Here is a 12468-nt window from a genome sequence, read left to right as displayed (position 1 = left end):
CTTGAGGAATTATGTCAGGTGTCCAGAAGGATTGAAACCTTGAAAGGACACTGCGATGAGCACCCCGTTTCTGGAACATGTAAATGTGACCGTTCGCGATCCGGAAGCAATGGCAAAACGCCTGGAAGACTGGTTCGGCTGGAAAGTGCGCTGGAAAGGCGCGGCGCTCAACGGTGGGACGACCTATCACATCGGCAACGAGACAAGTTACATAGCCGCGTACAGCCCGTCTCACAACACGACACCGGTCAACGGCACGAGCTATAGCCATCATGGCGGCCTCAACCATATTGCGGTCGTCGTCGATGACCTTGATGCCACCGAAGAGCGCATCAAGGCCGGCGGTTACAAGACCCACAATCATCAGGACTACGAACCCGGTCGCCGCTTTTACTTCGATGATGACGACGGCATCGAATTCGAAATCGTCAGTTACGCCGACTAACAAGCACCAAAACGCAGGACCGTGACCGGCAGTCACGATCCTGCGTTGAAAATTATCGAGGGCTGACAGAGGCGACGGCCAGATTTTGGCGTTTTCTTCTGAAACACTCCGGACTATTGCAACGCCACCTTGTGTGGCAGCGCTACCGGAACGAGCATTTTACGTTCCGGTCAGCAGTCGGGAGGGACGGATGAGGCTCGTGAGAAACGAAGAGGTCGCCTGGACCAATGGTTCAGGCTACAGGAAGAAAATACTCCTTCGGGACAAGGAGGTTAACCTGGAAGGCGGGCTTGTGCAGCTGGTTGAAATACCACCCCACACACAGGTGAATGATCATTTCCACAAGTCCTGCACCGAAGTGTTTCATGTCATATCCGGGAAAGGCGTTTTCTGGATCGATGACAACCGGATAGACCTGGAACCGGGGCAAACACTGACCTGTGAACCATTGGAAGTTCACAGGACGGAGAACCCTTTCGATTATCCCTTTACCTATATTGTCTTTAAAACGAACGCTGTCGAAAATGACCTGTTCTGGTGCGATCAGTAAAAACTGCTTCACACTTACTCGTTTCGGCACCAACCCTGAAGAAACGCCAAAAATCACGCGAATGACAGAAGCCATCCGCGCTGCTTCGATTGTGCTCAGTGACCGGTGAGCACCAACGCGGTAATCGGGTATCTCAGTGCCTGGCCACGGATCATGATCGCATGGACAATGCCGACGGTGTCGACAACATGCAGGAAGACAAACTCACCCGTGCCCAGGTTCTCGTCCGACGACAACTTCTCATGATTGCTTGTATAGGCGTTTACCGAACAGCTCGCACCGGGAGGCAACTTGTCCAGCCCGCCCTCGTAGAGCGGTTCGAGGATCGCCGTGACAGTGCCCTGCTTGCCTGAAGTCTGTGACGCATCGAAAAGCTGACTACCTGCGGTCACCTGCCCGGAGGCGATTGCGTTCTGCACATCCGTTACGACCAGGGGTATGATCGTAAAAGGGACTGAAGGGCAAAAGGCTTCCGCGACCATGCCGGTCTTCATGACCTGGGCTTCGATCTGGCTGAAACCGGCGACGATGCGCTCCTGCTGGGAGTCTGCCGGAATCAGGACGCCAGCCGGCCGCATCAGCGGGTTCACGATATCCCCGGGGCGCAGGACGAACTGACTGACGGTTCCGTCAACACCGGCATAAACGGTCATCTTGGACAGCTCGACTTCCGCTTCCTGTTCTCGTGCTCGCGCACTCTCCAGAGTTGCGGGCAAGGCCACATTGATCTTCGTTTCCACCAGATCCTTGTTGGCCTGTGCCGCAGCCAGGGCACCTTGACGTGCATCTACCGTGGTCTGAAGCTTTTCGATATCCCGCTCGCTGACCACATTCGCATTCCGCTGGAACAGTTCCTGTTTCGTATCAAGTTCGTCCTGGGCCTGCTTGAGCGAGGCTTCCGCTTGCTCGACTTCAGCATTTGCAACGGCAAGCTCGCTTTGAGCGAGCGCAATCTCGCCCTCGATTTCAACAATTTGCTGCTTTGCCGTTGTGACATCGGCTTCCTGGCGGCTGCTGTCCAGTTTGAAGAGTGGATCGCCTGCCTTGACCTCCGTATCAAGCGACAGCGGCATGAAGACCTCTGCAACCCGCCCCGAGCCCTCAGGCAGGATAGGAAGCACGCGGAACGTTGACACAGCGCTCGTCGAGGAAGGATGGAAATAGAATATCAGCGTAATCAGCGAAATCGTGAGCATCAGGCAGGAGACGATGCCGTAACGCAGTTCGTACCAGACCGAATAAAGCGTTATCTCATGGCCTATGCGCTTGCCCTGAACATAACGTCGGAACAGATAATCGGGAAGGAGCGTGACCATGGAACAGAAAAGGGTCTCAAACATCTATCCTGCCTCCCCTCACGCTTTTTCTGTGTTCTGCGAGGGCAACCCCGGCTCGGCGATCTGAATTTCTTCCGCTCCGCTTTCAGGAAACTGCCCGTTATCGTCCGGATCCGTCGGGAACTCGGGCTCATCATCAATCGGATCCACCGACTCTACATTTTTTCCGTCATATTTCCGCGCAATTCTGCTTGCCGAGTTCGCGATCGTCTCAAGTGGCGACATGAAATCGGGCAGCTGGACAAACGCCAGCACAAGAGCAGCAACCCAGAAGATCTGATTGTGGGTGAAGAGAGCCAGCAATCCCAGGACCGCAACAAGCTCGAACTGAATTCTGCCATGCTTGTGCGCCAGCCGCTCGGGCAGTGAATGAAGGTACAGATAGAACGTCCCCAAGAGCAAAACAATCACAATGAGGAAGATCAGAACCGTCAACATCATCTGGTCGCTGCCGTCTGCCTTTGGAAGAAAAAAAGGCAGGTGATGCGGCGCAAGCTCGTGCATTTTCTCAGTCATCTTCAAATCCGTAAAAAAATCCGCGTCGAAGACAACCTGTGCCAGGATCAAGTTGGCGTCAAACAAAAAGGAATTTGGTTGCACTGTTAGCTGAATTGCAGGCGCGGGAAAACACCCGGACCGGATTTCACCGGTTCGAAAATTCCTTGGCAATCGTGAACGACGAGCGTCCGGCCCGCTCGCGCTAGCGCGGCGCCATTCGGATAGCACCGTCCAGACGAATGGTTTCCCCGTTCAGCATGTCGTTCTCGCAAATCGATCGGACGAGTTGGGCAAACTCATTTGCTTTCCCGAGACGGGACGGAAACGGCACTTGCTGGCCCAACGAGTCCTGCACTTCCTGCGACAAGCCGAGCAGCATCGGCGTTTCAAAAATGCCGGGAGCGATCGTCATCACCCGGATGCCGGATTTCGAAAGATCCCGGGCTACGGGGAGCGTCATGCCGGCAACACCGGCCTTCGACGCAGCATAGGCAACCTGTCCAATCTGACCGTCGAAAGCTGCAACGGATGCCGTTGAGACAATCACACCGCGGCCGCCATCCGGCGTCACCGGATCAAGAGTGGCCATGCCGGTGGATGCAATGGAAAGGCAGCGGAACGAGCCGACCAGATTGACCGCCACGACCTTTTCAAACATATCCATCGGGTGCGGTTCACCCCGGGATGTCGTTTTGGCTACCGGGGCAATGCCGGCACAATTGACGAGGATCCGCTCCTGTCCGTGGGCGCTGCGCGCCCGTTCAAATCCAGCTTCAACGCTGGCCTGGCTGGTAACGTCCACATCCGCGAAGACGCCGCCGATATCAAAGGCAGTTTCCTGGCCCCGTTCAGGGTCTCGGTCGAATATTGTTACTCTGACGCCCGCCCCGGCCAGCATCCTTGCTGTAGCCGCGCCCAATCCCGACGCACCGCCGGTCACGATCGCCGATAAGGCTGAGTCCAGATTCAAGGGAACCTCCTTTGGAGTTCAATTCCATGATTCTATTATGTTAATTCAATCAAATTGACGATAACGTCAATTTTTCGACAAAGTGGCGAAGAATTGGCTGTCGGTCAAGCGTATTCATGTCGTCAGCGGCATCTTTTAACGCAGTGACGAATTTCCCTGTCCTTGCGATGCGGTTCTCACTGGTCGACCAAAACCACAAGATCAACCGGCCTAAGCATGCCGGCCACCTCCACATGCGGCCGGGTTTCAACGGGTTTGGCATCATAGCCTTGCGCAATGGCGAGATCCCAGGTGGCCTGATCTGTCAGCGAGGCGGACTTTTGCGCCTTGTTCGCGTCTTCCAGCTTGGCAGCGCGATTGACGGCATCGCCGATCACCGTAAACTCGAGCCTGTTTTTAGAACCGATAACACCTACCGTTACTGTTCCGGCCGAAACGGCTGTGCCGATCCGCAGCCGTCCTGGCCACCCGACATCACGAAAGCGCTGCTGCTCGTTGGCAACACAATCCACGAGTTTTTCGGCGGCTCTCAGCGCATCGGCTGCATAGGAATCCGACGGGTGAACGGCGCCGAAGGTGGCAAGTATGCCGTCGCCCAGAAACTTGTCCACGCGACCGCCTTCCTGATTGATGACCTCAACAGCAAGATTCTGGTACTCGGCCAGAACGGACAGAACACTTTCGGGTGGCAAGGTAGCAGAGGTTGATGTGAACGAACGTATGTCGGCATAAAGGATCGCCGCCTCCCGCAGGCTCCCCTCGCCGGCCTCAAGCGAGGTACCCGCATCCGTGATTGACGCAGCAACCTCGGGAGCAAAAAAACGGCGCAGGTCCTTTGCTGCAGCCTGATCGCGGGTTGCCTCGAACAACATTGACCGCCCCCTGTAAAGCGCAACGGACAATATGATGGTCACGGCAAAGATGACCATGGTCTTGTCGAGTTCCGCACCTATCAGGATCGAGTTTCCGGTCAGATACTCGACATAGTTTCGCGTCACCCGCATGGAATCCATGTCCGCAAAGGCGGCGTAGAACACCAGCCCAAGCCAGCCGGCAACGGCAACTATTCCTGTTGTCAGAACAAAACGCGGATCAAACCTGAGCGCTCTCAGCCCAATGAAGATGAACACATACATCAGCGTTGGTGTTTTCAGGTAAAAGGCCGGGTGCTGATCATACTGGATATGGAAAGAGAAGATCAGGCCAACGAGGAGCGCCATATCGACACCGATCGATATGAGCAAATACCACTGGGGCAACTCGAACCGATACGAAAGCGCAAGACGCAAGACGGTGAACAGAAAGTAGGCGCCCAGTGCAATCGGCACAAAATTGAAGCCCGCCGTGCCTTCCGCCCTGGGGGCGATCGCGTAAAGCGAGGAAAAGAACAGAACAAGCCCCAGCTGCACCCAACTGATCAGGCGCTCGGAGGAATCTTCGCGTGCACGGATTTCCGCGCGGACCCGGTCAGGCAAACCTGTTTCCGGTGGTCCGCCCTGAAGGATGTAGCGAAGGGATTGGGTAATTGAGCTCATAACGGTCCAATATCAAATTGTGACCGGAGTTTCTCCCTTCGGCAGCTAATACGCAACAAGGTGCGCGTGAAAGTGACCGTTCGTGAAGGTGGAGGGTCTACCGGCCTGACAGGAGCCCGAGCTGTTCGATCCTGTGAACGAGTTCACGCTGCCTGTGACATCCGGTTTTTGACAGGGCCGCTTTGATCTGGTTACGCACGGTATGGATGCTGACATCCCGTTCCGCCGCGATTTCGCCTGGCGTCAGTCCTTCTGAAAGCAGGAGCGCGGACTCTGCCTCAGCCTTGCTCAAGGACAGGGAATTCTGCAATCTTTTCAGAGTTGTCGACCGGTTACAAACCGGCTTGAAAGCCAGAACCGTCGCCAAGCCGGAACCTGTTACAAAGGTTCCGAAAGGTGACTTGTCCAGATCTCCCAGACGCATCCCCATTGTTCGGCAGATCCATTCCTGCCCGTCCCTGTCGTAAAGTCTGACATTCTTGAACATGTTCGGATTGTCGCTTGCCTGGACACCAATATGAGAAAGAAATTGCGCCTGAACCTTTCCGGAGCGGAATTTCAGGCGGCGCATCAGGTCACTGCCTATCAATTTTCCGCATGCAATCAGATTTTCAGCTCCCTGACACGTGTAGTGGATCATCATCGCCGAATCCACGACAACGATGGCCGTCCCCGCTCCGAGCAGATGTCGTTCTGCCGCCCATTTCTCAAACTTCAACCCCGTGAGCATGCGATTGATTTCAAGTGACTGGCGAATGATCGGCGCCAGACTTGCACAAAGCTGCAGCCAGTCGCCTTCATGCTTTTCCTTGTCCTTTGCGCGCATGTTGCCGCCTAGCAGGAACATGCGATCGGAATCGAAGGCAAGCATGGAGCCACCACCTGCATACAGATCCTCAAGCGGGTGCAGGATATCGGCATAAAACTGGGTTCGTTTCAAGGTATCCGGTGCACAAAGTTCAGCACTCGAGATCACATCACCGATCCCGCACTTGGGAAAATTCACCGCAAACGGATTCCTGTCGGCGAAATACGTCTCGTAGAGTTTCAGGATTTCCGGATCATATCCGGAAGAATAGGCCAGCGGAGCCGCATTGGTGGCCTTGTCGTATCCAATGAGCTGAGTACACACATGCGAGGGCATCGCGCCGGCAACGGCCTCAATAAACACCTGCCATTCGTCTGGATCCATTGCGGCTGCCACAGCCAGATTGGACAATTGAATGTACTTTTCCGCGGTTAGGACCACACCACCCCCCAAGTGTCAGCGGCTGTTTCTTTGGTGCAGCAACGCGGCACAACCGGCCTGCAACTCATAATTTATAGCCTGATATAGTCCATTTGGATCATGCATGCTGCGCATAGTTCCAGTAAACAAGTGTTGATCGTGCAGTGCAGTTCGCTGCAGCGGCTATTTAGGTTGCTCGAACTGTTTTCCGGACGCAGCATGGGAATTCCCGCATTCCCGCATTCGGCAAGCGATAAATTTTTTATGCTATGTTATTTTTTGGGCGGCCATTTGGGCCGCCGTTTTTTCATCTAAATTCATGATTGACCGGGAGCGTCCTGCGCATCAACCGGTTCGCTCTGGCGCATTCGGTCCAGTTCGATAAAATCGTTTTATTCTGCCGAAACAATTCTTCAGAGATACAAGGGTGAATGAAGATGCTCGCAGCCGGGTGTCAGGCAGTCCGGCCTGCTTGACCCTAAGGCTTCAGGATCATGCCTTCGCTGGCGACGAGCGTCCCTGGATAGGCATCTTGCGCAGCCAGTCCGATCTCGTCCAGTTCGTCGTCGGAACGGCGGGGGTCGTGATGGAAGAGGACCGGTGTCTTGACGTTCGCGGCACGGGCGAGTTGCACGGCCTTTTGCCAGGTCGAGTGACCCCATCCCTTGAAGGTCTCATATTCATCGTCGGTGAACATGGCGTCATATATCATCACGTCCGCATCCTTCACGAATGCCGGCAGGGCCGCATCGACCTCCGGGTCTCCATGTTCGTGGTCGGTGATGATGCAAATGGACTTGCCCTGATAATCAAATCGGTATCCACAGGCTCCGCCTGGATGATGCAGCCGTATGCTGCGTATCTCAAGGTCGTCTGAGCGGGGAATTTCATCCCCTGCGGTAAATGATTTGAATTCGACGGCCTTTAGCGTTTTGGCGGCGACCGGGAAAATCGGCGGCGACATGATCCTGCTGACGATATCGACCAGGTTCGTCTCATCCTGAAAATGGCCCGCCCAGGCAGTGACCTCAAAATTCGGATCATAGGCCGGTTTGAAGAACGGCAGCCCGCAAATATGGTCGAGATGCGTATGCGTGAACAACAGATCGAACTTGCGCACCTTGCCCTGGCAAAGCTCCATCCCGAAATTTCTTGCTCCGGATCCGCAATCGACAAGCACCAGGGCGTCTCCCGCCCGGATTTCAAAACAGGAGGTCTCTCCCCCGTATCGCAGCGTGCTCGACCCCGGTGTCGGAGTAGACCCTCTTACACCCCAGCAGCGAAGGAAGAATTCATCTGCCACGTTTTACTCCCTAACCACCGGAGGTTCCCCGGCGGGCGTCGGCCAGATCGCGGGTTGTCCGCTCGAGGCGCAATGCCAAAGTCCGCATGACTTCCAGCGAAATATCCGGAAACTCTTTCAGTAGTTTCAGGAAATCATCTTTGGATACCGTTAATACATCCATGTCGCTTGCAGCAACCAATGTCGCCGTTCGCGGGACATCGCACAAAATTGCGATTTCACCGACGATCGAGTTTTCGGCGACCTGTGCGACTTTTTTCTCTCCTTCCGGAGTATCCACGAGCACATCCGCGGCCCCGGACAGAATAATGAAGGCACAATCGCCATCTTCTCCTTGCGAACAAAGACGCTCACGTGCGGGATACTCCGTCCGCTCACTGATAAATGCCAGCAGACGCAGCTTGGTCTCGTCGATGCCATGGAACAGCGGCACCTTCCGAAGGGCTTCGACTTCCGTTTCTAGCGTCATAGTTTGCTCCCGACTTCATTGTTCTTCTTGCATATTTACATCTGTGTATGCAATTGGATGCCGAAGGTTCTCCGCCTACGTACCTGCACCAATATGTCTTTATGCTTTATCTGATATCCGTCCCTGATCCAAAACAAAGCGTTGATCGAATTCGGACGCGATTTCGGCATTCGAGGTGCCATACAGGAACGTCTTGCCGGACAGGAACTGTCTCAAGCCCTCGCGCAGGGCCTTGTCATCTTCGGTCAGGCCGGTAGCAATATCATCCAATATGGTGATTTTTGCGTTTTTCAAAAGACCGCGAACCAGCGCGATGCGCCGACGCTGACCCGCAGACAGGCGCGACCCGGATACGCCAACATGATAGCCGAAGCCTGCGTAGATAATCGGATATCGCAGCCCGGTTTCCTCAACGATTGTTCGAATTACATCGTCAATACGCCGACGGGCATCCCGCCGGTCAACGCGCGCGCGGCCGAACAGAAGATTGTCCTCGATCGTCAGCGGCGGCAAATAGACCTCCGGATCAAAGGCAACGAAACTGTCGCTGGTTTTGACGACACTTTCCAGGAAACGTTTCCGGGCCTCGATCACCTCATCCCTTAGCTCGTCGGTCATCACACCGAGACGATGGCGCGCGGGGACAAGTTTGAATGCCAACCCGGTCAATCGGGATCGGTCCGAATCTGTCAGACCGGGCCGCTGCTGCCCGGATTTCGCAATCCGAACGATCCTTTCAAATTCCGGCAAATCGTCCTGGTTGATGAAGGAGTAAGACCCCAGAAGGCCGCTGTCGCCGGAGACATTGGCGAAGAGCTCAAGCATGGTCTCTGCAATCTTGAGCCCGATCTCCTGCAGTTTCTGGTCGAACCCGGTGTCGGCGAGGAAGGTTTTGACCTCCTCCAGATCCGGCACCTGGTCCATTGTTATCTCGGGATCGGACGGAACCGCAAAGAACAGGTTTTCCGCAAGGCTTGCGCTCGCGTTGAAGCTGTCGGGATTCCAGAGTTCGACAAGGCCGCTGAGCTTGGGTTCATTCGCTATCCGACCCGCTAGGCTCTTGCGGACATTCAGGATCTTTTCCGCAAATGCATCATTCATCGACGGATCGAACCTGGATTGCAGTCCGAGCCTGTAGATATCGTTGTCCAGACTGACCGTTTCGAGCAGTTCCAGCGCCTTTGCGTCCAGCTCCTCGTCTGATTTGACACCCGCCGCAGTCAGATCATTCCAGTCCGCGGCCAGATCGTAAACCGGGTTCCTGGTCTGATTTGCCTCGTTGACCCGGCGTTTATACTGCTTCAGCTCATCGCCTTCCCGCTCAGGCAGCACCAGCGGCCGGTGGCGAAGACCGTAATAGAGATTGTCGCGGATGGTTCCGGTCCAGACATGCACCGCACCGCCGACATAGGCGATTTCCCGGCCAAGGGTCGAATCCGTCAGCTTGTCCAGATCATAGTCACCGATCAGGACCTTGCCGGAAGACGCGGAGACGAGCCCCGCGGCCAATTGCAGAACTTCCGAACGCCCGGAACCGTCTGGTCCGACGATCGCGCATTCTGTTCGTGCCGGTACGGTCAGAGAAATATCCATGACCTCCTGCCCCGCGGCACCTCCGGAGAAGCTGACGCTGTCGAATTTGACATCGCCATCAAGTTTGACGTCCTCGTCGGCGGTCAGCCGTTCAGTGTCGTAAATGTCTGACGGATCGAAATTCTCAACAACCGTCTGGTATTTCACGCTGACATCCGCGGTCATCTGATAGAAGGACAGCAGGAGTTTCCATGGGCCTGCCAGATCCTTGTATGCGGCGATCACCGCAAGCAGCGCACCGATACTGAGGTTGCCCTGAATCACCAGATACCCACCGATCAGGTAGAAGAAGAACGGTGTCAGCTGGTTCATGAAGTTGTTCAGGAACTTGATCAGGAATTTCCGGTTGAAAATCTCATACCGGATCTTGAAGTTCTCATAGAGGCGGTCGGAAATATCCGCCGAATGCCAGGCTGCGGCGTCGTTTGCGTGAATTTCGGCAACCCCGGTAATGCTCTCGCCGACCTTGTCGGCAATGATGCGAACATTCTTGACCCGTTTGCGTGACAGCAGGATGACCCTCTTCTGCAGCAACGGGATGACGTAGCCCTGGATCGGATAGGAGCTTATGGCGGCAAGACCCAGCAACGGATCCTGCATGAAAATGAAGCCGATCTGAACGACCAGCATTCCGCCCTGGTAGGCCGGCAACGCAAATGCTTCGCCGATATATCCGCCGACATCCTCGACTTCGGACGTGATCATCGGAATGATTTCGCCCGAGCTTACTTTACGGAAGTGCGGAAGTCGAAATCGCAGGACGCGCTGAAAGAGCTCGAAGCGCAGCCGGCGCAGCATGCGCTCACCGAGCCTGCCCTTGTAGATATTCAGATAGAACTTCAAGCCGTTCGAAACGACGACCAACCCGAGAAAGGTGAAACAAAGCAATACCAAATAGGGAATCTGATCAAAATCAAAACCCAGAATGTCGCGCGGAAAATTGTCCCCCTGAACCGCGTCGTTGACGATCAGCTTCGGTAATTCAAGCAGGAAATAGACCACCGGGTATGTGAACACGGTGACCAAGATAATAAAGATCTGCTGCCGGGCACTATACTTCCAGATAAAGCGAAAAAGGCTTTTTTCCATTAGCTCATCCAAACACTTATGGATCTATTCTGTTCAAGCAGACCATTTTGGTATATTAGCGATCCATCTTCGATGTGCTAGCCGGGATTAGCATTTGCCACAACCAGTTTAATACCGCTTGTTGCCAAAAAACACGCATCCGTGCACTTCCGGACGTGACAACGACCAATCACTTGAGACATAAGCTTCCAAGGGCAGCATTACAAATCAGGGGCAGTATGAGTTCCAAAACGCCGAAAATTCTGATCTACAGCCATGATTCATTCGGTCTGGGTCATCTGCGGCGGTGTCGCGCAATCGCTCAAGCCCTTGTTGGTGATTTCGATACACTGTCCGTACTTATTCTTTCCGGTTCCCCCATCATTGGCAGTTTCGAATTCCGTTCGCGTGTCGACTTCGTGCGCATCCCCGGCGTGATAAAACTGCGCAACGGTGAATACACGCCTTTGTCGCTTCATATCAATATTGACCAAACGCTCGCGATTCGCTCGTCCATAATCGAACACACCGCAAAAGTTTTCGAGCCGGATATCTTCATTGTGGACAAGGAGCCGCTTGGTCTGCGCGGCGAAGTTCTCGGAACTCTGGAAGCCCTGAAGAACACAGACACACGACTTGTGCTCGGTCTTCGCGACGTCATGGACGATCCGCAGGTCCTCAAGGAAGAGTGGGACCGCAAAAACGTCTACCCTGCGCTGAACGACCTTTACGATGAAATCTGGGTCTATGGACCACAGGACATCTGCAACCCGCTTGACGGGATCGACATACCGGACGGCGTTATGGAGAAGCTGCGCTACACCGGCTATCTGCGACGCGAACTCCCGGAATCGTCGCTGGAGCATCCGGATGCAACACCATTTGGTGAAGAACCCTACATTCTGGTGACGCCAGGCGGCGGAGGTGACGGTGTCGAAATGGTCGACTGGGTCATGCGTGCGTATGAAACCCGCCAGCGACCGCTCTTTCCGGCCCTGATCGTCCTTGGTCCGTTCATGCCAGCAGCTGCTGCAGCGCAATTCAGCGAACGCGCAGAACATCTGCGGGATGTGGAGATCATTCGCTTCACACCGCAAATTGAGCCCTATCTGGCCAATGCGACGGCGATTGTCGGCATGGGCGGCTATAACACGTTTTGTGAGATCCTCTCCTTCGACAAACCGACCCTGCTTGTCCCGCGTGTCATTCCCCGCCGGGAACAAGCCATTCGCGCGGAACGTGCGGAAAAGAGCGGATTGTTGAAAGTTCTGCCGATCGACAATTATCCGGATTCCGATCTGATGGCTACCGCGCTGTCCGACCTCCCTGCCCTGAAGCCGCCCTCGTCGGCCGGCGTCGACAAGCTCCTTGACGGACTGAACGTCATTTCAACGCGCGTCGGCGAAATCTTCAACGCACATCAGTCGGAAGACGGTGAGCGCAAACTGGTCAATTTCAAATAGACCACACTT

The 12468-nt window shown here is 54.8% G+C and carries 11 protein-coding genes; 3 read left to right on the top strand and 8 right to left on the bottom strand.

What is annotated here, in order from left to right:
• Positions 1-55: 55 nt before the first annotated feature.
• On the top strand, positions 56-445 hold the full coding sequence (locus LA5095_RS04355) for a VOC family protein (protein ID WP_055112227.1): 390 nt from the start codon (positions 56-58) through the stop codon (positions 443-445).
• A gap of 190 nt (positions 446-635) precedes the next feature.
• Complete coding sequence (locus LA5095_RS33495) at positions 636-995, top strand: cupin domain-containing protein (RefSeq protein WP_029066270.1); 360 nt, start codon at positions 636-638, stop codon at positions 993-995.
• Positions 996-1090: 95 nt separating this feature from the next.
• Here the strand turns inward: LA5095_RS33495 and LA5095_RS04345 are convergent, their stop codons facing one another.
• The 8 genes from LA5095_RS04345 to LA5095_RS04310 all read right to left on the bottom strand — a co-directional run bounded on the left by LA5095_RS04345 (position 1091) and on the right by LA5095_RS04310 (position 11017).
• Complete coding sequence (locus LA5095_RS04345) at positions 1091-2335, bottom strand: HlyD family secretion protein (protein WP_055112225.1); 1245 nt, start codon at positions 2333-2335, stop codon at positions 1091-1093.
• A 15-nt stretch (positions 2336-2350) separates the two neighbouring features.
• Entirely contained in the window at positions 2351-2848 is a 498-nt protein-coding gene (locus LA5095_RS04340) for a hypothetical protein (protein WP_144436074.1), read from the bottom strand.
• Between the two features lie 184 nt (positions 2849-3032).
• Positions 3033-3800, bottom strand: a complete 768-nt coding sequence (locus LA5095_RS04335) for an SDR family NAD(P)-dependent oxidoreductase (RefSeq protein ID WP_055112223.1) — start codon at positions 3798-3800, stop codon at positions 3033-3035.
• A 176-nt stretch (positions 3801-3976) separates the two neighbouring features.
• Positions 3977-5335 carry an adenylate/guanylate cyclase domain-containing protein gene (locus LA5095_RS04330; RefSeq protein ID WP_055112221.1) on the bottom strand — a complete coding sequence of 453 codons (1359 nt, stop codon included), beginning with the start codon at positions 5333-5335 and terminating at the stop codon, positions 3977-3979.
• Positions 5336-5432: 97 nt separating this feature from the next.
• The gene (locus tag LA5095_RS04325) at positions 5433-6584 is read right to left on the bottom strand and encodes a helix-turn-helix transcriptional regulator (RefSeq protein WP_055404351.1); all 1152 of its coding nucleotides are present in this window, start codon (positions 6582-6584) and stop codon (positions 5433-5435) included.
• Positions 6585-7041: 457 nt separating this feature from the next.
• Positions 7042-7866 carry an MBL fold metallo-hydrolase gene (locus tag LA5095_RS04320; RefSeq protein ID WP_055112217.1) on the bottom strand — a complete coding sequence of 275 codons (825 nt, stop codon included), beginning with the start codon at positions 7864-7866 and terminating at the stop codon, positions 7042-7044.
• 10 nt (positions 7867-7876) lie between these two features.
• Positions 7877-8335 carry a cyclic nucleotide-binding domain-containing protein gene (locus LA5095_RS04315; RefSeq protein WP_029066277.1) on the bottom strand — a complete coding sequence of 153 codons (459 nt, stop codon included), beginning with the start codon at positions 8333-8335 and terminating at the stop codon, positions 7877-7879.
• 99 nt (positions 8336-8434) lie between these two features.
• Positions 8435-11017: an ABC transporter transmembrane domain-containing protein gene (locus LA5095_RS04310; RefSeq protein WP_055112215.1), complete on the bottom strand. Its 2583-nt coding sequence runs from the start codon at positions 11015-11017 to the stop codon at positions 8435-8437.
• Positions 11018-11235: 218 nt separating this feature from the next.
• Between LA5095_RS04310 and LA5095_RS04305 the strand changes: the two genes are divergently transcribed.
• A complete protein-coding gene (locus LA5095_RS04305; protein WP_055112214.1) occupies positions 11236-12459 on the top strand; it encodes a glycosyltransferase family protein in 1224 nt (407 codons plus the stop codon).
• Positions 12460-12468 lie beyond the last annotated feature (9 nt).

It is taken from the genome of Roseibium album, assembly GCF_001404515.1.
Taxonomy (GTDB): domain Bacteria; phylum Pseudomonadota; class Alphaproteobacteria; order Rhizobiales; family Stappiaceae; genus Roseibium; species Roseibium album.
The sequence above is the reverse complement of the archived record's forward strand: the minus strand, read 5'-3'. Positions and strand labels throughout refer to the sequence as shown.

Excerpts from the sequence above, each read along its gene's own strand:
- LA5095_RS04345 (WP_055112225.1), bottom strand. The coding sequence starts at position 2,335 with ATGTTTGAGACCCTTTTCTGTTCCATGGTCACGCTCCTTCCCGATTAT.
- LA5095_RS04330 (WP_055112221.1), bottom strand. The coding sequence starts at position 5,335 with ATGAGCTCAATTACCCAATCCCTTCGCTACATCCTTCAGGGCGGACCA.
- LA5095_RS04315 (WP_029066277.1), bottom strand. The coding sequence starts at position 8,335 with ATGACGCTAGAAACGGAAGTCGAAGCCCTTCGGAAGGTGCCGCTGTTC.
- LA5095_RS04355 (WP_055112227.1), top strand. The coding sequence starts at position 56 with ATGAGCACCCCGTTTCTGGAACATGTAAATGTGACCGTTCGCGATCCG.
- LA5095_RS04305 (WP_055112214.1), top strand. The coding sequence starts at position 11,236 with ATGAGTTCCAAAACGCCGAAAATTCTGATCTACAGCCATGATTCATTC.
- LA5095_RS04340 (WP_144436074.1), bottom strand. The coding sequence starts at position 2,848 with ATGACTGAGAAAATGCACGAGCTTGCGCCGCATCACCTGCCTTTTTTT.
- LA5095_RS04310 (WP_055112215.1), bottom strand. The coding sequence starts at position 11,017 with ATGGAAAAAAGCCTTTTTCGCTTTATCTGGAAGTATAGTGCCCGGCAG.
- LA5095_RS33495 (WP_029066270.1), top strand. The coding sequence starts at position 636 with ATGAGGCTCGTGAGAAACGAAGAGGTCGCCTGGACCAATGGTTCAGGC.